General features: G+C 57.1%; 23 protein-coding genes. 4 read left to right on the forward strand and 19 right to left on the reverse strand.

Going from position 1 to position 20882, the window contains the following annotated elements:
- Positions 1-23 precede the first annotated feature (23 nt).
- From hpaA to hpaG, 8 genes are all read right to left on the reverse strand, one after another.
- A complete protein-coding gene (gene hpaA / locus GXP72_RS03010; RefSeq protein ID WP_024908293.1) occupies positions 24-914 on the reverse strand; it encodes a 4-hydroxyphenylacetate catabolism regulatory protein HpaA in 891 nt (296 codons plus the stop codon).
- Positions 886-2238 carry a 4-hydroxyphenylacetate permease gene (gene hpaX, locus GXP72_RS03015; protein WP_208763490.1) on the reverse strand — a complete coding sequence of 451 codons (1353 nt, stop codon included), beginning with the start codon at positions 2236-2238 and terminating at the stop codon, positions 886-888. Before hpaX ends, hpaA begins: the two co-directional genes overlap by 29 nt.
- Before the next feature lie 21 nt (positions 2239-2259).
- Complete coding sequence (gene hpaI, locus GXP72_RS03020) at positions 2260-3057, reverse strand: 4-hydroxy-2-oxoheptanedioate aldolase (RefSeq protein WP_061716009.1); 798 nt, start codon at positions 3055-3057, stop codon at positions 2260-2262.
- Between the two features lie 9 nt (positions 3058-3066).
- On the reverse strand, positions 3067-3870 hold the full coding sequence (gene hpaH / locus GXP72_RS03025; protein ID WP_024908290.1) for a 2-oxo-hept-4-ene-1,7-dioate hydratase: 804 nt from the start codon (positions 3868-3870) through the stop codon (positions 3067-3069).
- Between the two features lie 64 nt (positions 3871-3934).
- Entirely contained in the window at positions 3935-4315 is a 381-nt protein-coding gene (locus GXP72_RS03030) for a 5-carboxymethyl-2-hydroxymuconate Delta-isomerase (protein WP_024908289.1), read from the reverse strand.
- Positions 4316-4324: 9 nt separating this feature from the next.
- Entirely contained in the window at positions 4325-5176 is an 852-nt protein-coding gene (gene hpaD, locus GXP72_RS03035; protein ID WP_061716008.1) for a 3,4-dihydroxyphenylacetate 2,3-dioxygenase, read from the reverse strand.
- Positions 5177-5178: 2 nt separating this feature from the next.
- The gene (gene hpaE, locus GXP72_RS03040) at positions 5179-6645 is read right to left on the reverse strand and encodes a 5-carboxymethyl-2-hydroxymuconate semialdehyde dehydrogenase (protein WP_061716007.1); all 1467 of its coding nucleotides are present in this window, start codon (positions 6643-6645) and stop codon (positions 5179-5181) included.
- Positions 6642-7919, reverse strand: coding sequence for a 4-hydroxyphenylacetate degradation bifunctional isomerase/decarboxylase (hpaG, locus tag GXP72_RS03045; protein WP_208763491.1), 1278 nt, complete (start codon positions 7917-7919; stop codon positions 6642-6644). The genes hpaE and hpaG overlap by 4 nt, the downstream gene beginning before the upstream one ends.
- Positions 7920-8189: 270 nt before the next feature.
- Between hpaG and hpaR the strand changes: the two genes are divergently transcribed.
- The gene (hpaR, locus tag GXP72_RS03050) at positions 8190-8630 is read left to right on the forward strand and encodes a homoprotocatechuate degradation operon regulator HpaR (protein WP_023334396.1); all 441 of its coding nucleotides are present in this window, start codon (positions 8190-8192) and stop codon (positions 8628-8630) included.
- An 83-nt stretch (positions 8631-8713) separates the two neighbouring features.
- On the forward strand, positions 8714-10378 hold the full coding sequence (gene tsr / locus GXP72_RS03055; protein ID WP_048991744.1) for a methyl-accepting chemotaxis protein: 1665 nt from the start codon (positions 8714-8716) through the stop codon (positions 10376-10378).
- A gap of 92 nt (positions 10379-10470) precedes the next feature.
- Here the strand turns inward: tsr and GXP72_RS03060 are convergent, their stop codons facing one another.
- From GXP72_RS03060 to GXP72_RS03105, 10 genes are all read right to left on the reverse strand, one after another.
- Complete coding sequence (locus GXP72_RS03060; protein WP_090419156.1) at positions 10471-10986, reverse strand: GNAT family N-acetyltransferase; 516 nt, start codon at positions 10984-10986, stop codon at positions 10471-10473.
- On the reverse strand, positions 10986-13277 hold the full coding sequence (gene opgB / locus GXP72_RS03065; RefSeq protein ID WP_208763492.1) for a phosphatidylglycerol--membrane-oligosaccharide glycerophosphotransferase: 2292 nt from the start codon (positions 13275-13277) through the stop codon (positions 10986-10988). The genes GXP72_RS03060 and opgB overlap by 1 nt, the downstream gene beginning before the upstream one ends.
- Positions 13278-13547: 270 nt before the next feature.
- Positions 13548-14030, reverse strand: a complete 483-nt coding sequence (locus GXP72_RS03070) for a DUF2501 domain-containing protein (RefSeq protein WP_081758204.1) — start codon at positions 14028-14030, stop codon at positions 13548-13550.
- Between the two features lie 83 nt (positions 14031-14113).
- Positions 14114-14851, reverse strand: a complete 738-nt coding sequence (dnaC, locus tag GXP72_RS03075) for a DNA replication protein DnaC (protein WP_013095461.1) — start codon at positions 14849-14851, stop codon at positions 14114-14116.
- The gene (gene dnaT / locus GXP72_RS03080; protein ID WP_208763493.1) at positions 14848-15393 is read right to left on the reverse strand and encodes a primosomal protein DnaT; all 546 of its coding nucleotides are present in this window, start codon (positions 15391-15393) and stop codon (positions 14848-14850) included. The genes dnaC and dnaT overlap by 4 nt, the downstream gene beginning before the upstream one ends.
- A gap of 135 nt (positions 15394-15528) precedes the next feature.
- Positions 15529-15957, reverse strand: a complete 429-nt coding sequence (locus GXP72_RS03085) for an organic hydroperoxide resistance protein (RefSeq protein ID WP_008502092.1) — start codon at positions 15955-15957, stop codon at positions 15529-15531.
- Positions 15958-16039: 82 nt separating this feature from the next.
- Positions 16040-16492, reverse strand: coding sequence for a MarR family transcriptional regulator (locus tag GXP72_RS03090; RefSeq protein ID WP_208763494.1), 453 nt, complete (start codon positions 16490-16492; stop codon positions 16040-16042).
- Between the two features lie 41 nt (positions 16493-16533).
- Positions 16534-17175: a TetR family transcriptional regulator gene (locus tag GXP72_RS03095; RefSeq protein WP_024908280.1), complete on the reverse strand. Its 642-nt coding sequence runs from the start codon at positions 17173-17175 to the stop codon at positions 16534-16536.
- Positions 17176-17242: 67 nt separating this feature from the next.
- Positions 17243-17716, reverse strand: a complete 474-nt coding sequence (locus GXP72_RS03100) for a threonine/serine exporter (RefSeq protein ID WP_024908279.1) — start codon at positions 17714-17716, stop codon at positions 17243-17245.
- Positions 17707-18483 (reverse strand): threonine/serine exporter ThrE family protein, encoded by a 777-nt coding sequence (locus tag GXP72_RS03105; RefSeq protein WP_024908278.1) that lies wholly within the window; start codon positions 18481-18483, stop codon positions 17707-17709. The genes GXP72_RS03100 and GXP72_RS03105 overlap by 10 nt, the downstream gene beginning before the upstream one ends.
- 411 nt (positions 18484-18894) lie before the next feature.
- On the opposite strand from GXP72_RS03105, the gene GXP72_RS03110 reads away from it, so the two are divergent.
- Together GXP72_RS03110 and bglJ are read left to right on the forward strand one after the other, a co-directional pair.
- Positions 18895-19632, forward strand: a complete 738-nt coding sequence (locus GXP72_RS03110) for a LuxR C-terminal-related transcriptional regulator (protein ID WP_048991753.1) — start codon at positions 18895-18897, stop codon at positions 19630-19632.
- Positions 19629-20264, forward strand: coding sequence for a DNA-binding transcriptional activator BglJ (gene bglJ, locus GXP72_RS03115; RefSeq protein WP_032649905.1), 636 nt, complete (start codon positions 19629-19631; stop codon positions 20262-20264). The genes GXP72_RS03110 and bglJ overlap by 4 nt, the downstream gene beginning before the upstream one ends.
- A gap of 38 nt (positions 20265-20302) precedes the next feature.
- Here bglJ and GXP72_RS03120 read toward each other — a convergent pair whose 3' ends face one another.
- Positions 20303-20761: a YbaK/EbsC family protein gene (locus tag GXP72_RS03120; protein WP_059445755.1), complete on the reverse strand. Its 459-nt coding sequence runs from the start codon at positions 20759-20761 to the stop codon at positions 20303-20305.
- Positions 20762-20882: the final 121 nt, after the last annotated feature.

Raw genomic sequence — 20882 nt, forward strand, 5'->3', positions numbered from 1 at the left:
CCGCCCTACGAACCGTGATGCGTTCAGGAAACCGGTACTTTCTGCGCCCGATACGCGCTGGGCGAGCACCCCACTAAGCGGTTAAAAAAGCGGGCGAAATAGGCCGGATCTTTGAACCCCAGCTGCCAGGCAATCTCGCTGACGGTGCTGTCGGAGAAGAGCAGCAAGCGCCTGGCCTCCCGCAGCTGGCGGTCGAAGATCAGGCGTTTTGGCGGGCGGTTGGCGAAGCGGCGACAGATATCGGTCAGGCGGGATTCGGTCAGGTGCAGCTCGCTGGCGTATTCCGGCACCGTCCAGTGCTGGTGGTAGTGGGTGTCGATCAGCTGGGTAAAGCGCTGGAACAGCTTCAGCTCGCCGCGCATGCCGCCTGAGGCGTGGTCGTCGAGCTTCGCGTTGCGCAGCAGCAGGGTAAACACCGCCTGCGCCAGCAGGACCAGGGTATGCTCGCGCCCGGGCAGCTGCTCCGTGGATTCCCGGGCAATCAGCTGCCAGTAGTGCTTCAGCGCCGCCAGCTCGTCCGGCCTGTCGGAAAGCGAAAGGCAGATCCCCGGCAGGCCGAACGCCTCCCGCGTGCCGGGGTAAAGCACCTCCAGCAGCGGCCAGATCAGATCCTCACGCACCGTCAGCACGTGCCCGTCGCTGTCGGATTCGGTGATAAACGCGTGCGGCACCGACGGCGGCGTGAGGACGAACAGCGGGGCCTGCACCGAGTAGCGGTGATCGTCGAGCTGGAGCTCAATCTGCCCGGTATCGAGAAAGTGCATCTGAAAGTACTGGTCGTGACGATGCGCCTGCATGTCGCGGCCAAAAAAGGCCGCCATGCGGGCGAACGACTGGTAGTGCACATCGTCGGTGCCCAGACTTTCGTCGTACTCCTTGCTGATATCAATGTTGGCGATAGGGCTCTGGCACATGAGCGTTCCTCTGTTGATCCCGCTGCGTCATCGGAATGCGCGTCAGCACCAGCGCGCCGACCACCAGCAGCCCGGCCACGAACCACAGCCCCGAGCTGAAGCTGCCGGTCGCGTCGCGCAGGATCCCAATCAGCAATGGGCTGACGGCGGATCCGACGTTGCCGATGGCGTTGATCACCGCCAGCGCCACCGCGCGGGACTGCAGGCTAATAACCCGATCCGGCGTGGTCCAGAATATCGCCATGGCGGTAAACGATCCGGTTGAGGCCATGATGATGCCAAGCAGCTGGATCAGGCTGTGATCGGTGGCCGAGGCCAGCATCCATCCCGCCGCCGCGAACAGGTACGGCAGGATGGTGTGCTTTTTTCGCTCTTTCAGCCTGTCGGAGCGGCGGCTCCACCAGATCATCCCGAGGATGGTGCAGAACTGCGGGATCGCCGCCAGCAGGCCGATGACGATGTTGCTGCTTCCCGTGTTGAAGCTTTGCAGGATCTGCGGCGTCCAGATGTTGATCGCGCTCAGCGTGTTGGTCAGGCAGAAGTAGGCCAGCGTGTAGAGCAGCACCGCCGGGGTCAGCACCTCGCGTAGCGTCGAACGCGGCGTGACGGATTGGGCAATGGCGACCTCCTGCTCGCGGGCGATCATCGTTTTCAGCGCCTGCTTTTCGTCGTCATCCAGCCAGGTGGCCTGGTCCGGCGTGTCGTTGAGGTAAAACCAGGTCACCACGCCGAGCACCACCGACGGTAGCCCCTCCAGCAGGAACAGCCACTGCCAGCCCTTGAGGTTCCACAGCCCGTCCATCGCCAGAATGTACCCGGAGAGGATCGAACCGAGCATCATGGTCACCGGCATGGCAATCATAAACAGCGCGTTGGCGCGGGCGCGGTGATACGCCGGGAACCACCAGGTGAGATAGACCAGGATCCCCGGCAGGAAGCCGGCTTCGGCAATGCCCACCAGCATGCGCAGGACGTAGAGCGTTTCAGGGCTGGTGGCGAACATGGTGCAGGTGGAGGCAACACCCCACACCACCATGATCCCGGCGATCCAGCGTCGCGCGCCGATCTTCGCCAGCATGATGTTGCTCGGGATGCCGCACAGCACGTAGGTGACGTAAAACAGCGTCGCGGCCAGACCAAACATGGTTGACGTGAGGCCCAGATCTTTACCCATCGTCAGCCCGGCGAAGCCGATGTTGATACGATCGAGGAACGAGAAGACAAACAGGATAAAGAGAAAGACGATCAGACGCCGGAACAGCTTGTGAATGACGCGGTGTTCAACAGCTTTATTATCATGAGTTTGCAGGGTAGAGGTCGTCATGGTGCGCTCCAGATCTTACGTTTAGTAGACGGATTTATTGTTATTAACTGACGTAACCGGTTGTTCGATAAAACGTGCCGCCAGCGCTTCCGCGCCGCGGGCGAGCAGGGTGGTGTCGACGCCGACGGCGACAAACCGTGCGCCGAGTTCAAGGTAGCGTTTAGCCAGCTGCTCGTTCGCCATCAGGATGCCGGGGGCTTTACCGGCGGCGCGTATCTGCGCGATCGCCTGCTCGATGGCGGCCTGCACCTCCGGGTGCTGCGGATTGCCGGCAAAGCCCATGTCGGCGCTCAGATCCGCCGGGCCGATAAACACGCCGTCGACGCCTTCCACGTCCAGGATCTGCGGCAGGTTTTTCAGCGCCTCGCGGGTTTCAATCTGCACCAGCACGCACATGGCTTCGTTGGCCTGCTGCAGGTAGTCCGGGATGCGGTTCCAGCGCGACGCCCGCGCCAGGGCGCTGCCGACGCCGCGAATGCCCGCAGGCGGGTAGCGGGTGGCACGTACTGCCAGCCGCGCTTCGTCGGCGTTTTGCACCATCGGTACCAGCAGGGTTTGCGCACCCACGTCCAGCAGCTGTTTGATTTGCACCGGGTCGTTCCACGACGGGCGGACCACCGGCTGGCTGGGATAAGGGGCGATAGCCTGCAGCTGGGTTAAGACGGTCTGCACGCTGTTCGGCGCGTGTTCGCCGTCGATCAGCAGCCAGTCGAAGCCTGCTCCGGCCAGCAGCTCGGCGCTGTAGCTGCTGGTCAGCCCCAGCCATAACCCAATTTGCGGACGGCCTGCTTTCAGCGCCGCTTTAAATGCGTTTTGCATCGTGCTCTCCTAGACAAAGCGGCAGCTGATGGAGCCCATGTTGCCGTAATCGACGTGGAAGGTGTCGCCTCTGCTGGCGGGCACCGGGCGGGTAAACGAGCCGCCGAGAATGATCTGGCCAGGCTCAAGCTGCACGTCGTACGGCGCAAGTTTGTTGGCCAGCCACGCCACGCCGTTGGCCGGGTGGTTCAGGACGCCTGCGGCCACGCCGGTCTCTTCGATGACGCCGTTGCGGTAGAGCAGGGCGGAGATCCAGCGCAGGTCCAGCTCGTCGGGCTTAATCGGACGGCCGCCGAGGATCACGCCCGCGTTGGCGGCGTTATCGGAGATGGTGTCGAAGACCTTGCGCGGACGCTGGGTCTCCGGGTCGACGTTGTGGCAGCGGGCGTCGATCAGCTCCAGCGCGGGGATGACGTAATCCGTGGCGTTATAGACGTCGAAGATCGTGCAGTTCGGGCCGCGCAGCGGTTTTGCCAGCACGAACGCCAGCTCCACTTCAATGCGCGGGACGATAAAGCGATCGACGGGAATGTCGCTGCCGTCGTGGAAGAACATGTCGTCCAGCAGTGCGCCGTAGTCCGGCTCGCTGATCTGCGAGCTGGCCTGCATCGCTTTGGAGGTGAGGCCGATCTTGTGGCCCTTCAGCACGCGGCCTTCGGCGATCTTCAGGCTCACCCATTCGCGCTGGACGGCGTAGGCGTCTTCAATCGTAATCTCCGGATAGTCCAGCGAGATCGCGCGGATCTGCTCCCGGGACTGTTCCGCCTGATGCAGACGATGGGCGATCAGGGTATGGGTATGTTTATCGAGCATGGCGATATCCTGTTTTATGTTTTTTCTCCCTCTCCCTGTGGGAGAGGGGACAGACCGTGCGGTATTACTTAAACAACGCGTGCACGTTGTTCTGTTTGTAATTGAGCGTCGGGTGCAGTTCGTCGAGCTCAAACGACAGCGCCAGATAGCGGCTCGCCATCAGTTCCGCAAAGTGCGCTTTGATCAGCCCAAACAGCATCTCCCCCACGGCTTCCCGGCTCTCCAGGCTGCGCCCCGCGCCAATCTTCAGCGTCATATGGACAAAGGCGTAATCATGCTTGCCGTCGGCCATCTGCCAGGTGTCCAGCCAGTGGGCGCGGCTGCGGATACCGCCGAGCGGGAAGATGCCCGTGGCGGCGAGCGCCTCGTTCACTTTGGCGAACAGCCCCGGCAGGTCGGCCTGCTGGCGGATGTTGTCGGTACATTCAGCAATAAAGTGCGGCATGGTGGCTCCTTATGCGGGCAGCGGGAAAACGGCGTTGACCTGGCCGGTGCCGGAGCTGGCGAACAGTTCGGTGAGAAATTCAACCTTGCCGTCGTATTTGTCCCAGCCGAGCATGCCCAGCAGCATCACCGTGTCGTGCATGTTGCCCTCGCCGTAGCAGTAGTCGGCGTACTCCGGCAGCATGCTGCAAAACTCCTTAAACTGACCCTCGCGCCACAGCTTCACCACGCGCTCGTCCATCTGGCGGTCGAACTCGCGGGTATAGCTGTTCATCCCTTCTTCCGCGCGCTGGTCGTCGATAAAGCGGTGCGACAGCGAGCCGCTGGCGAGCACCGCCACGGTGCCGTCGTATTTTTCAATGGCGCTGACGATGGCTTCGCCCAGCCTGCGGCTGTCGGCGAAGTCGTGAACCGTGCAGAACGCCGAGATGGAGATCACTTTGAAGTGCTTATCCGCGTTCATGTAGCGCATCGGCACCAGCGTGCCGTACTCCAGCTTGAGGCTCGGGATGTTGTGCGCTTTGGCACGCACGCCGAGCTTCACCGCCTCGTCGGCAATCAGCTGGCCGAGTGCCGGGTTGCCGTCGTAGTCGTAGGTCATGTCGCGGATAAAGTGCGGCAGCTCGTTGCTGGTGTAGACGCCTGAAAAATGGTCCGCACAGTTGATGTGGTAGGCGCTATTCACCAGCCAGTGGGTATCGAACACGATGATGGTGTCCACGCCCAGTTCGCGGCAGCGCTTGCTGATCTCTTTATGCCCGTCGATAGCGCCCTGGCGGCAGCCGTGGTTTTTGCCCGGCAACTCCGAAAGGTACATCGACGGCACGTGGGTGATTTTCGCTGCTAACGCTAATTTACCCATTTTCAGATCCCCCATTTTGGAATCGGATGGTCGCCCATGGAGATGCAGACGTTCTTCATCTCCGCGAACACCTCGAAGCTGTACTCGCCGCCCTCGCGGCCGGTGCCGGAGGCCTTCACGCCGCCAAACGGCTGGCGCAGGTCGCGCACGTTCTGGGTGTTGACGAACACCATGCCCGCTTCGATATTGCGCGCCAGGCGCAGCACCTTGCTGACGTCCTGGGTCCAGATATACGACGCCAGGCCGTACTCCACGTCGTTGGCCAGGCGCAGCCCTTCCGCTTCGTCCTTGAACGGCAGCAGGCAGGCCACCGGCCCGAAGATCTCCTCCTGCGCCACGCGCATGCGGTTGTCGACGTCCGCCAGCACGGTCGGGCGCAGGAAGTTGCCGCCTTTCAGGTATGCAGGCAGGTCGGTCGGTTTGTCCGGGCCGCCCGCCAGCAGGGTTGCGCCTTCCTCGATGCCGAGGCGGATATAGCCGGAGACTTTCTCCCAGTGCTGCTGGCTAATCAGCGCGCCAATCTGGGTATTTGGATCGGTCGGGTCGCCCACGCGCAGGCGGTTGGCTCGCTCGGCAAAGCGCTTCACGAATTCCGGGTAGATGCTCTGCTGGATAAAGATGCGCGAGCCCGCGGTGCAGCGCTCGCCGTTGATGGAGAAGATGGTGAACAGGGCGGCGTCCAGCGCGCGCTCAATGTCGGCATCCTCAAAAATCAGTACCGGGGATTTGCCGCCCAGCTCCATGGAGTATTTCTTCAGCCCGGCGTTTTTCATGATGTTGCGCCCGGTGGCGGTGCCGCCGGTGAAGGAGACCGCGCGCACGTCGTGATGACGCACCAGCGCGTCGCCTGCCGTCGCGCCGTAGCCCTGCACCACGTTCAGCACGCCTGCCGGAATCCCCGCTTCGAGGGCCAGCTCGCCCAGACGGTCGGCGGTCAGCGGGGAGAGTTCGGACATCTTCAGCACGGCGGTATTACCTAAGGCCAGACAGGGCGCGACCTTCCAGGTGGCGGTCATAAACGGCACGTTCCACGGCGACACCAGCGCGCAGACGCCCACCGGCTGTACCAGGGTGTAGTTGAGCATCTTGTCGTCAACCGGGTAGGTTTTGCCGTTCATCTGCTGGCACACCTCGGCGAAGAACTCGAAGTTGTGCGAGGCGCGCGGAATGAGCACGTTTTTGGTCTGGTGGATCGGCAGGCCGGTGTCGGCGGTTTCCATGGCGGCAATCTCGGGCACGTTCTGGTCGATCAGGTCACCCAGACGACGCATCAGGCGCGCGCGCTCCTTCATCGGCAGGTTGGCCCACTTCGGGAACGCCTCTTTGGCGGCGGCAACGGCCTGGTGAATTTCGGCTTCGCCGCCGGCTGCCACTTCTGCCAGGACCTCGCCGGAGGCCGGGTTAGTGGTGTGGAAGTAGTCGCTGCCCGCGACGTTTTTACCGTTGATCCAGTGGTTAATCTTTTTCATTTTGCCGTCTCCTCACTCACAATTCGGTTCACCAGGCGTCCCACGCCTTCCACTTCCACCACCACCTCATCGCCCGGCACCACGTCGGAGAGCCCCTTCGGCGTGCCGGTGGCAATCATGTCGCCCGGCTGCAGGGTCATAAAGTCGCTCAGGTACGCAATCAGGTACGGGATACTGAAGATCAGATCCGCCGTGGTGCCTTCCTGACGCAGCTCGCCGTTAACGAAGGTGCGCAGGGCGAGGTTGTGCGGGTCGGGAATGGCTGCTTTTGGCACGATGTTTGGGGAAATGGGGGTCAGCCCGTCGCGGCTTTTCACCCGCAGGTTCGGGCGGTAGTAGTTTTCCAGATAGTCGCGGATGGCGTAGTCGTTGCAGACCGTGTAGCCCGCAACATAGTCCATCGCCTCGGCTTCGCTGACCTTACGGGCGGTTTTGCCGATGACCACCACCAGCTCCGCTTCATAGTGCATGTAATCGACGTTGTTCGGGCGCACCGACGTCTGGTTGTCGCCGTTGAAGGTGTTCGGCGCTTTGATAAAGACCAATGGTTCGGTGGGCGGCTTGAAGTCCAGCTCGCTGGCGTGATCGGCATAGTTCAGACCGAGGGCAAACAGCGTGGCGTGCGGCGGCGTGCGGTGTGTGTTAGCGACGTCGCGTTCATCCACCACCGGATTTTCCAGCGGCGGAAAGCCTTCCGCCAGAATACGCACGCGATCGCCCGGGCGGATCTCAACGCGGCTGTGAGGGGTACCGAGCAGGATCGCATCGCCGGGATTGAGGGTGGCGAACTCGCTCAGGGCGCTCAGCAGTTCGGCAGCGTTACGCTGAAGATCGGCGGTGTTCCAGTGGTCCGCTTCGCGGCCGTTGATCTCGGTGATGATGGTCAGGTTATCTACGTTATCGACGGCGACAAGTTCGCCGATCGGGCAGAATCCGTCACGACATTTGGCCTTGATGGCCGGGCGATAGAAGCTCTCTTCCGGCAGGCTCACCTCGTTGGCCAGCGCATACCCCGCGATGTGCTCCGCAGCGTCCTCCACGCGTACCTTGCTGGCGGTTTTACCGATCACCAGCGCCACCGTCGCGCCGCTGAGCACCTTTTCCCCCTGCGGGAACGGAATGGGTTCGCCCGCACGAATCACGGTGTTATGGGGTTTGATAAACCACACGGCTGTTTTCGGCGGCGTGTTGTAGGGGGCTTTTTCAAATGCCTCACGCCAGGCTTCACGCTGGCTTTGATGGTTGAGGGCGACGGCAAAAACGGTACCTTTCATTCACATACTCCTCAGGCCGGATGTCCTGTTTGGATTTCATTAATATGTTAATGATCTGGTTTTATGCTTTTGCTGCTCATTTCGCAATCAGAAGTGAAAAATTTGTGATATGAATAACAATAAATTTACATATTGAGTTTTATGTGTATTAAAATCAGTGACTTAATAAAATTGATGGGTTTCTGTTAGACTTTTTGAGGGAAAACGTGTTGTTTATAAAAACATCTTTTAGTGATTGTTTACTTGTTAATGATGTGAAGGGAAGAGGCTATGCATGATTCATTAACCATCGCGCTGCTGCAGGCGCGGGAAGCGGCGATGTCCTACTTCCGCCCGATCGTGAAGCGCCATAATCTGACCGAGCAGCAGTGGCGTATTGTGCGCGTGCTGGCTGAACATCCGTCGATGGATTTTCACGATCTGGCGTTTCGCACCTGCATCCTGCGCCCGAGCCTGACCGGTATTCTGACGCGCATGGAGCGTGACGGCCTGGTGCTGCGCCTAAAGCCGGTGAACGACCAGCGCAAGCTGTACGTGTCGCTGACCAAAGAGGGGAATGCGCTGTATGAACACGCTCAGGCGCAGGTCGAAGAGGCGTATCAGCAGATTGAGGCGGAATATACGCCGGAGAAGATGAAACAGCTGACGGCGCTGCTGGAAGAGTTTATTGAACTCGGAAACCGGCATAACGCAGCGCGGGAAGAAGAGTAAAAACCCCAAATTCCAGGATGATTTTCGTAAAGTTTTCCCTTTCCAGGCCGAAAATTCTGTATCTGCCTGAGGAAAGAGAAAACATGTTAAACCGTATCAAGATTGTCACCAGCTTAATGCTGGTTTTAGCGATATTTGGCCTTTTACAACTCACGTCCGGTGGTCTTTTCTTTAATGCTCTGAAGAATGACAAAGAGAATTTCACCGTCCTGCAAACCATTCGCCAGCAACAGTCCACGCTGAACGCCAGCTGGGTAGCGTTGCTGCAAACCCGTAATACCCTGAACCGCGCGGGTATCCGCTACATGATGGATCAGAGCAATATCGGCAGCGGCGCGACCGTTAACGATTTGATGCAAATCGCGTCTACGTCTCTGAAACAGGCGGAAAAAAACTGGGCTGCCTACGAAGCCCTGCCGCGCGATCCGCGTCAAAACGACGCTGAAGCGATGGAGATCAAGCGTAACTATGATATTTACCACGGCGCGCTGGCGGAGCTGATCCAGCTGCTGGGCGCGGGCAAAATCAACGCCTTCTTCGACCAGCCGACCCAGAGCTATCAGGACGGTTTTGAGAAGCAGTACGTGAGCTACCTGCAGCAGAACGACAAGCTGTACCAGATGGCGGTCGAAGACAGCAACAGCTCCTTCAGCCAGGCTATCTGGGTGCTGATTAGCGTCCTGATTGCCGTGCTGGTGGTGATCGTGGCCGTCTGGCTCAACATCAAGCAGACGCTGATCTCCCCGCTGAATCGTCTGATCGACAACATTCGCCATATCGCCAGCGGCGACCTGGTGAAGCGTATTGAGGTTCAGGGCACCAACGAAATGGGTGAACTGGCCGACTCGCTGCGTCATATGCAGGGTGAGCTGGTGCGTACCGTTGGCGACGTGCGTAACGGCGCGAACGCGATCTACAGCGGCGCGAGTGAAATCGCGATGGGCAATAACGACCTCTCCTCCCGTACTGAACAGCAGGCCGCTTCCCTGGAAGAGACCGCTGCCAGCATGGAGCAGCTGACGGCGACCGTTAAGCAGAACGCCGAGAACGCCCGTCAGGCGAGCCATCTTGCCCTGAGCGCCTCCGAAACCGCGCAGAAAGGCGGCAAAGTGGTGGATAACGTGGTGCAGACCATGCGCGATATCGCGGGCAGCTCGCAGAAAATTGCCGACATTATCAGCGTGATCGACGGCATTGCTTTCCAGACCAACATCCTGGCACTGAACGCGGCGGTAGAAGCGGCGCGTGCGGGCGAGCAGGGCCGTGGCTTTGCGGTGGTGGCCGGTGAAGTGCGTAACCTGGCCCAGCGCAGTGCCCAGGCGGCTCGTGAAATCAAGAGCCTGATTGAAGACTCCGTGGGTCGCGTGGAAGTGGGTTCAACGCTGGTAGAAAGCGCCGGTGAAACCATGGGTGAGATCGTGAACGCGGTGACCCGCGTAACGGACATCATGGGTGAAATCGCCTCTGCGTCTGACGAGCAGAGCCGCGGTATCGACCAGGTGGGTCTGGCGGTAGCTGAGATGGATCGCGTGACCCAGCAGAACGCCTCGCTGGTTGAAGAGTCTGCCGCGGCTGCGGCCGCACTGGAAGAGCAGGCGAGCCGCCTGACTCAGGCCGTGGCGGTGTTCCGCATTCAGCAGGAGCAGATGAAAGCGCGCGAATTCGCTGCGGCTAAAGCGGTTTCCACGCCGGTGATGGCGCGTAAAACCGCGACGGTCGATTCAGGCGATAACTGGGAAACGTTCTAACTCTGTGCGTTGTGCCGGGTGACGGCTGCGCCTTACCCGGCCTACGGTTCAGGGTTTTGTAGGCCCGGTAAGCGCAGTGCCACCGGGCGATATTACAGAGGCAGGCGCATGGCGCAGCGCGTTTCATACGCGAAACCGTGCGCTGTCTCTTCTTCCCTTTTCTGACGCAGTTCAGGCGTCAGCGTCGTCATTTTTTTAAACCCTAGCTTTGCATAGAACGGCGCGTTCCACGGTACGTCCCGGAACGTCGTCAACGTCAGCGACGTCAGCCCCAGCGTGCGGGCATGGTCAGCCGCACAGGCGATAAGCTGCCGGCCAATCCCTTTTCCCTGCCAGTTCAGATCGACCGAAAGCTCCACGATAAACAGCGACGAAGAGTGCGCTTCGGTGAGGATAAACCCCACGGGGCGGTCGTTCACCCGCGCCAGCCAGCTTAGCCCACGTTCGACATACTCAAGGTGCTTCTCAGCAGAAATGACTTCACCGTCGGCAAGCCAGGCGAGCTCCGGGTCTTCACGAAAGCGCTCGCCCGCCGCGCGTTCAATGGCGGGCAGGGCGGCAACGTCGCCGGGACGTGTGGGTCGAAGGGTGATGTTAAGGTCGACCATTAGCCTGCTCGACTCACAATTTTAATTTCGACCATGCCAATTCCGAGCTCGCGCGGTGAATGGCCAAGAATATTCCCTTCATTGGTGGACTGCGGATCCGGCGGGACGATCACCAGGGTATTGCTGCGCGAAGGATTCTCAAAATGCAGCGTATGCGTGCTCACGTCGTTCCCGAGCGTCAGCATCTGTTCCCGATCGCCCACGCGCACCGGTACGGGCTTGTTAGCGTTAGGGCCATACGCTCTGGCGGTGATCACCAGGTCGAATTGTTCCGGCAGCGGATGGGTGTACTCAATTTTCACCTCATTGCCCAGCTGCGCGTTTGACCAGCGTCCCCAGGACTCCGGCCGCGAGATGCCGCTAAACTGCTTCACTTCTTCCGGCGCGCCGGCCACGTTAAAGATAAAGCTGTCCGCTTTGTAGCGAATATCGTTGTCGCTGATTTTCAGCATGTCGATGTTGTGCTGATAGCGCGCCGTATCAATTACCGTATCTTTAAACGCGGTTTTGCCTTTCCACTGGGCTTTATCCACGTGCTGCACGATTTGCTCCCCGCCAAGCTGACCCTGAGAGACGCACCAGTCGGTAGAGAGCGCCAGCGGCTGCGACCAGAGCTGGCCCATCTTGTAACATCTGTCGACCCAGACGAAATTATCGCGTGGCGCAAAATCGGCCAGCTGATAGCGCAGCGGCGCGGAATATTCGCTTTCCGGCAGCGGCTCAACGCGTCCCTCCGACACGCGCACCAGCAGCGGCAGACGGAAGTTGCTGCCCGAGAAGGCAATCGTGTTTTTATCCCGATCGACGGTGAAGTCCTTCATCTCTTTCGGGAAGTTCCACAGGCGGATGATGTCGGGCTTCCAGGCGAGGATTTTTTCCTTCATGTTGAGGAACACTTCCGACAGGGATTGCCCCGACAGCGTGCTGCGGCCCAGGCCAATAAAGTTGTCGCCGCCCAGGATGTCCAGCACGGTGGCGCCGTTATCCATGGAGTTGCGTTTGGTGGCAATCTCCTCCTGCTGCGGCTGGTCGCCGCGCAGGACGAAGAACAGATTGCTGCGATCCTGCTTGTTGAGCTGATCCCAGGCGCTGTTTTTCATCGCCAGATGGTCAGACGAAACGACGATGACGGTGTTTTTAAACCAGGGCGAGGCTTTGATTTTCTCGACCAGCGCGGCAATGTGCTCCTGACTGCAGGTGACGGCGCTGAAAGACTTGTTGTTTTTGCCATCAACGTTATAGCTTTTGCGTTTACAGCTGCGCGAGACGAACCCGTCAGGATGGTGAGTGTCTACCGTCAGCGCAAAGAGAGAGAAACGCTTGCCCGCGCGGGACAGTTCCTCGAATTTCTTCCAGGTTTCGTCGAGTACCGTATCGTCATAGAAGCCCCAGTCGTTGCGGTAGTTTGGGTCGGCAACCGTCGTTTTTAACTCTTCTGAGCCATACAGGTGATCAAAACCGTGGGATTTCAGGAACACATCTTTTCCGGCGAAGCGCAGGTTTGCCCCCTGCACAAAATAGTTTTCGTAACCGGAGTTTTTCAGGATATCGCCGAGGCAAATATTCTGTGGGAAGAAGGTCGACATGGAGGCTGAGGCGTTACCTTCAAAAGGCGCGAACAGCGGGATACCGCACTGGGAGGCAACCATCCCGGCAATCGTGTAATCCGTACCGGGCAACTGCATGGTGTGGCTGAAATCGAGACCTTCATTTTTCAGCGCACCCAGATCTGGCGTCAGGTCCGGGAAGGCATCGTTATCAAAGTACGTGCGCTCCAGACTTTCTCCGTAGATATAGACCAGATTGAGCGTCGGGTTGGCGATCGTTTTCGACGGCTCTTTGTAGTAAGCCGTGAAATCCGGATCGCCGTCGCGCGACTGGGATTTCACCAGTTCGGTGATCTGATGGAACGCCGGACTGGCGTCGACGGAGGCCAGCGCCAGGAATAACGCCAGCAGGCTGTAGCCATGATGGTGTGGATGATGGCGACGTCGACGCAGCACCCAGGCCAGCGCGCCAAAAATGGTGACCAGCGCGACGACAAGGCCGAGCCCCGGAAGAATGTACTTGCTGACACCCGCGCCCGTCAGGCTATTTGTCAGCGTGTAGAGCACCGCATCGTTAATGCCGTCACCGGTAAAGTAATCACTGGCGTATAAGGTAATGTTTAAAATAATAAAAATGCCGAGCACAACCAGCGTGGCGATAAACCACCAGGTGTGACGGCCGGCTTTGCAGGCGTAAACGCCGACAGAAGCCAGAAAAAGGATAAGAGACATGAATTCAGACAACAGCATATCCTCGTGACGCCAGATGCTTCGCTGGCTAACTGTTTATTTTTTGGGTCATACAATGTAATTGCGATGTCGTTAAGCTGCAATTTTAGTGTCACGAAAGTGTGCTGTTGTTAGGATTTGGTTTAGAAAATCGTTTTTATGAAGGTGTGCACATCCTGACAAACGGACGCTGAGACGGTGGCAGGTGGGAAAAACGCTCATTTAGCGCCGCGCTGCAAGACTATCGCATTAAACGCGGCGTGTTGTGGCAGAAAATGGGGTGGATCAGGAGATGAAATTAACGCCTTGTTTCAGCACCAGATCGCAGGCTTTGGTTTTCACCTGTTTGGCCAGAGAGGAGTTGCCGAGGGTGCTCAGGTTAAGCTGCTGACCGTTCTGCGCGTTAAGCAGGCCCTGAATGCCGTCCATATAGTTGGTGTCAGCTTTCTGCTCCTGGGTATCCAGACCCAGTTTACCCAGCACCTGATTTTTCACGTTTTGCGCGTCGGTCACGGAGGCCAGCTTTTGCTTCGCACAATATTCCAGAATCCCCGCCGCGTTGTTCATCGTGCCCGCGCTCAGGCTCTGGGCGCTATTGCCCAGCAGGCTGGTGAGGGAAGAGGCGGAGAGTCCGCCCTGCGTGCTGCTGCTCTCTTTGGTCAGCTCGTTTGCTGCGCTTGACAGGGACTCCTGCCAGGACGCCGCCTGCGCTGCACCGGTCACCAGCAGCGCGCCTAAAAAGGTGCTGACAATAATCTGTTTTTTCATCATGGCTCTCTCAAAAAGGTCCGTTTTGGGCCGAAGGGGTTCCAGTATATACCTGCGACCTGTCGGCGATTCCTGGAACTGTCTTAATACTCTTTGCCGGTGACGCGGCTGCGGTAACTTTCCCAGTCGAAGATGACATACAGGCTGTTACCCAGCTTCATGCGGTCCATGACGCGTTCCCCCAGCAGGCGGGTCATCTCGTCAATATTGTGGTTCGTCAGCATGCCGGTGGGGCGCTTGGACGAGGAGCGGCGATCGACAATCTGGTTGATGATCACTTTTTCATAGCGCGATTCCGTCTGAACGCCAATCTCGTCGATGACCAGCAGGTCGACATTACTCAGATCGTTAAGCAGCTGTTCTTCGCTGGTTTCGCGGTTGCTGAAGGTGTCTTTCATCGCAGACATGATATCGGCCACGGTGATGATAAGAACCGATTTACCGCGCAGAAGCAGCTCGTTGCAGATGGCGGCAGCAAGGTGGTTTTTTCCGGTGCCCGGCTTGCCGCTAAAGATGAAGCTGGCGATATTGCCGTCGAATTCATCCACGTACTGCCGTGCGGCGGCCAGCGCGTTCATCTGCCCGTTGGTCTCGATTTTATAGTTATCGAACGAGCAGTTCTGGTGCAGGGGACGGATACCGGAACGGTTAAAAGTGCGCTGCATTTTCATCGCCCGGTTTTCCCTGGCGAGCGCGGCGGCGCGGATCTCACCTTGCTCTTTTTGCCATGCCAGCAGCTCTTCACCGGTGGTGAAAGCGGGCTTCACGTTGGCAGGCATCATTTTTTGCAGACGTTTCATCAGGTCGCCGACGTTCTTCATTTCGCACCTCGGAATCCGCTGGGGATCTGTTTATCCGGTTCTGAAAACGCATTGATATCACGTTTTGGCTGGCCGTTGTTGCCGGCGCGGGTAATCTGGAGATGACGCGCGAGCTTTTGCTGCCACTGAATGTGGGTGAACACTTTCCCTTCTGCCTGCCACCAGGCGGTAAACGCGGCGAGCTCTTCCGCGGTGGCGGGTTGGGTTAACGCAATGCCCCACAGCGCGGCCTGCCGCTGGAAATCTGCATCCGGTTGCCAGCCCGCATAGAGGGCAAATTTGCCCATCGGAACGGTCATGGGAACGTTAACCGGTTCATCAAAGAACTGGTTGTCCAGCGTGACATCGCTCGCCGGGCGTGACACTTGTGCTTCGATCTCCAGAAGCTGTGCCAGACGTTCCGGTGTGATTGCGTAAAACGCCGGCGCGTTGTCGGCAAAAACCGCAACCGTGCCGCCTTCGGCGTGAGTCAACACACCGCGTGGGTCGCGCATAAAGGCATCAATGCCAGCAATGCTGGTGGTCAGAAGTCTGGAGGACATAACGCTTACTCTACTGATTACTACGGGCGTGATATGGACTTATGGTAGCACAGAGAGGGGAAAGGAAAGGAGGGGTAAAGTGCGGGCTGATGCCTCACCCTGACCCTCTCCCACAGGGAGAGGGAACAGAAGGGATTACGCGATGATGTTCAGCGTCACGTCAATGTTGCCGCGGGTCGCGTTAGAGTACGGGCAAACAATGTGCGCCGCATCGACCAGCTTTTTGGCTTCCGCAGGATCCATACCTTCAACGTGGATGTTCAGTTTCGCTTCGATACCAAAACCGGTTGGCAGGGGGCCAATACCCACTTCGCCTTCAATAAAAGCATCTTTAGGCAGGGTAAATTTGTCGCGTGCGGCCACGAATTTCATCGCGCCCAGGAAACAGGCAGAGTAGCCGGCAGCAAACAGCTGCTCAGGGTTGGTCACGTCTCCCCCCATGCCGCCCATCTCTTTTGGCACGCCCAGTTTTACGTCCAGTACGCCGTCGGAAGAGGTGGCTCGGCCGTCACGGCCTCCGGTGGCTTTGGCTTTGGCGGTATAAACGACTTTTTCTAAAGACATGGCAGGTTCCTCATCTTGTTTAATGTGCGCTATTAAATAGCGTGCGATATATATGGGTAATAATCACGCGTAAAGTATAGCTTTACGCGCGGTGTAGCTGTTGTCGCAAAAGTTCGAGCTGCTGTTTGAGCGCCAGCAGGGTGTCGGTATCACACTGCGCTGCGCACCCCACCGCATCGGGGATACCCAATGCCTGCTGCTGCAGTTCACGTCCCGCTTCACTCAGGGTGACGGCGACCTGGCGTTCATCTTTGCGTGAACGGTGGCGGTTGATGAGCCCGGCGCTTTCCAGCCGCTTCAACAGCGGCGTCAGGGTTGCAGAGTCCAGAAACAGCCGTTCACCGATGTCCGACACCGTCATATCATCCTGCTCCCACAGCACCAGCATCACCAGATATTGCGGGTAGGTCAGGTTCAGCGGTGCCAGCAGCTGCCGGTACAGCTTGTTAAGCGCCAGGTTTGCCGAATAGAGGGCAAAGCAGAGCTGGTTATCCAGCTTGAGCGCAGCGGTTGCGTCGTTCGTTTTCGCGTTCATGAAATGAATATAGATAGTGCACGATTTAATTGCAAGCAATTTTATGGGCAAGTATAGCGGAGCGCCACCTGAACGGCCATTTTGCGGTAGTGCTGACGCTGAGCCTGCTCGTCTGCGCCTTCTTCAAACAACAGCGTAAAGGTGTAGCTGTTGGCAACGTAGTGAAAGCTGAAGCTGCTTATCAGACGATGAAGATCGCGGGCGTCTACCGTCTCACTGAAGAGCTGTTTTTCTTTGCCCCGGCGCAGGATCTCCTCCAGCAGGTCGAGCGCGCTTCGGTTGACCTGGCGGAGATAGCTCGACTGCTGCATAAAGCGGCCGCGCTGCATGTTTTCCATGCAGATAATCCGGATGTAGTCAGGGTGGTCGGCATGGTAGTCAAAGGTGGCTTCAACCAGATTGACCAGCGCTTCGACCGGGGGCATTCCCGTCAGGCTTAGCGCTTTTTCACCGGCGCGAATCTGGGTGTAAACATGTTCCAGAACCAGGAGATAGAGGTTCTCTTTATTCTTGAAATGGTAAACCACCATGCGTTTGGTGGTGCCCGCTTTCTCTGCGATCTGCTCCATCCGTGCACCGTTCAATCCATACTCGGCAAAAAGCGCGATGGCGCTCTGAAAGATTTTCTCTTTCAGGCTGGATTCTTCACTGTGCTCGGGGTGTTCGCTGCCAGGGTTAGCCACATCCTTTCCTTATTTTCACCAAACGGACCAGAAGAATTATCTCCACGGCAGCGAAATAATACAAATATCAAACGCGTGGGCGTTTGCGGTACAGCCACAGTCCGGGGATAGACAGCCCGATGGAGAGCGCGCCGACGATGGATGACGCCTTAAGAAAGTTGCTCAGGAGGAGGATCATCTGAGGCTCGGTGTAGCCAAAATGGCTGATTTTCACTGCGGAAATCATCGCTGTATACGCAGATATGCCTGGGAACATCGGGATCACCGCGGCAACGGTGAACACTTTGGGATGCGCCAGATACCAGCGCGACCACTGGATGCCGATACTGCCGACCAGCATGGAAGCGATGAATGTTGACCATTCGATGTTAAAACCCGCGGTCATCATCACCATTCGCGAGCCATGGCCAATAGCACCCAGCAGCGCGCACCACGGCAGCGCGCGTTGCGGTACGTTAAATACCATCGCAAAGCCGACGGCAGGAATGGCGGCCAGAAGCATGTCCTGTGCCAGCGCCAGCAGAAAATCTATCACGCCCATCCGCGTAACCCCCAGAGAGTCATGGCCATGACCACGCCGATGCAGGTCGCCAGCGTCAGCAGGCTGGCGATAGCCCAGCGTGCCAGACCGGTATTGATGTGCCCTTTAAACATGTCGGCGACGGCGTTGATCAGCGGAAAGCCCGGGACCAGCAGAAGCACGCTGGCGGCCATGGCAACGGTTGGGGTGTTGGCAAACTGCGGCAGGCGCAGAAGCAGGCCGGAAACCGTGGTGGCGACAAACGCGGTAATGCAGAAGTTAATTTGCGGGTGCAGCTGCCGGTGCGTGAGCAGCTGGCGAACATACATGGCGATACTGCTGGCAAAAAAGGTGACGAGCGCGCCGTCCCAGCCGCCTTTATTGAGCTTACAAAAGCAGGCGCAAGAGAGCCCTACCATTAACACAACGAGCCAGCGCGGATAACGTAATGGCTTGATCTGGTTGAACCGTTTTTCAATTTCATGGAGATCGAGAAGCTTGTGTTCAGCAAGGATGACGATGTGCTGCACTTCGGTCACGACGTGCATGTTAATACCGCGGTCATGGTTTTTGCGGGTGGAGGTCAGGCACTGACCGTCTTTGATCGTGGTCAGCACAATGGCGTTAGATGAGATCGCGCTTTCAACGCTATCCATACCCAGCGCCACCCCCAGCCGGGTTGAAAGCTCCTCAACCAGCGCGCTTTCCGCGCCGTGCTGGAGCAGAAAAAGACCGCACTTTATACATAGCCGCGTGATAGCACGCTGCGTTGACCGATCTGCCTGCATGTATTGTCCTGAAAAAGATGGATAGGTTGCCGGTTAGCCCGTAGTGAGTACTTTTAGCACAAAGTGCAGTCCCTCTTGCTGTGGGCCAGATCAAGGTTTGTGCAAACAGTTTCAGCCCGTATCACGAAAGGGGAGTTGGATTAATTTATCAATGCGGTGAATTATAAATATAAAAATATAGAATATTTGTATTTAGTTATTCTAATTTTATATTGTCGTTATTTTAATGGCTCCACAATTAAATTTATTTTCGCTTTATGAGATATTACCGTTGTTTTAGGCATTTCTTATACTAAGAACATATCTCATCTTCTGCTTGTATTAATCAGTTTTACACTCAGGGACGAAAATACTCATACATTGGTGCGTTTTAACGTTACTCATCAAATGAAGAATGGACACGGAGGGTCTATGTTGTCATTGCATGGTAAGTATGGCGTTGTCATTAGCCGGATGCCCGTGATGCAAAACGGGTTAGGGGGCGTGATGGCACGCCATTTCCCGAATTTTGAATTGACCTATTGTCGCTCATTGCAGGAGTTAACACTGCTCCAGCTACGCCGCGCAGATGTCATTATTGCCGATATTTCAGGTGAATATAGAAATCCTCGGGGAACCCTCGAAGAGTATTACGGTTTATTGAACCAATACCGGGACATTCACTGGATCTTTTTAGTCTCGCGGCCGCTTTACCCTATTGCGGTTGAGTTGCTTATGCGCCCGGAAAGCACGTTGCTGTCTGATATGGAGCCCATTGAAGGCGTGGTTAACGCGATTCGGGCAGGTAGCGAGCGGGCAGAGCGGATAAGCCAGACGTTATTAACCCCGGAGCCTCAAAGTACGGAGGATGAAGACGAACACGTTATCGCACTCACGCACTCCGAACGTAAGGTACTGCGTCTGTTAGGTAAAGGATGGGGGATTAACCAAATCGCCACATTGCTGAAGAAGAGCAATAAAACCATCAGTGCGCAGAAAAACAGTGCGATGCGGCGGCTATCTTTACGTAGTAATGCCGATATGTACGCCTGGATCAACAGTACGCAGGGAATGAGAGAGCTGAATTTGATGTCAGCCTATGGAGAGTTTGAGGAATGGAAAAAACCGATTCAACACGACATATCGCCATCGTCGAAAATTGCACGATGAGTGCTGTTGGGCTACAGCATTTATTTGCGATGCCCGGCCTGAATCACTATCAGCTGCATCTGTTTAGCGAATTTGACAGCTTCAAGAAAGCACTTCAGCACGTCAATTTTTTCTCGCTGATCTATTCACTTTCCGATGCACGAGAGGAGCGCCGTAACTGCCTGGCGCACCTGCGGGAACTCGCGTTTACGCATGGTCATATCCAGCGCATTATCCTGGTCGCTGATGAGACGGAAGCACGGTTAGTTAGCCATCTTTCACCGTCACGCCTTCACGGTGTGGTCAGTAAATCGCTGACGCTTGAGCACCTGCAGCAGGAACTTATGGTGTTGTTGAGTGAAACGCTGCGCATCAATGACAATATGATGAATCACTGGTACCGGAGTCAAAACAGAATGTTAAGCCCAACGGAACGGGCAATACTGCGTTATATGTCTTGCGGCTATTCTATTCCTCAAATTGCGGCACAGCTTGAACGCAATATTAAGACCATTCGGGCGCATAAGTTTAATGCGATGGTGAAGCTGGGGGTGAGCTCTGACGTCGGGTTGCTCGATGCGGCGGATATTATTACTCACCTTCCGGCAAGAGAACCGCGAAGTTCGGCACTCAGCAAGCCGACCTTTTTATAGCCAGCCCGCTGCGCGCCAGACAGGCTCTGGCGCATCAATCAGATGCAAACGTCAACCCACTTTGCGGAAGTCAGCTCTGCCATTCTGTCAGGTGAAATACGCACGGCACTATGAATTGCGCCTGCGGCGGGCAGGACTTCGGTGTACTGCTTTAATGAGATATCGCAGTAAACCGCGAGCGGATTTTCCAGCCCGAACGGGCACACGCCGCCAACGGGATGACCGGTGATGGTCACCACTTCATCACTGCTGAGCATGCGCGCTTTCGCACCAAACGTGTCTTTCAGCTTTTTGTTATCCAGGCGCGCATCGCCTTTCGCCACCACCAGAATCACCTCATTTTTCACCTTGAGTGACAAGGTCTTGGCGATTTGTCCCGGTTCAACACGATGGGCGGCAGCAGCCAACGCAACGGTAGCGGTACTCTGGCTAAGTTCAATTACGTCTATATCCGGCGCGTTGTCGGCAAAAAACTGCTGTACAGACTGCAAACTCATTGTTTCCTCCTGACAAATATCCTGCGTAATCTGTCATAAGAATTTATGCTCTGTAAATATCTCTTAAGTAACAAATATCCCGAACGGCTGATTTCTGGATCCTCTTCACATTCACAGAAAC

This window comes from Enterobacter sp. SES19, from assembly GCF_011765665.1.
Classification (GTDB): Bacteria; Pseudomonadota; Gammaproteobacteria; order Enterobacterales; family Enterobacteriaceae; genus Enterobacter; species Enterobacter pseudoroggenkampii.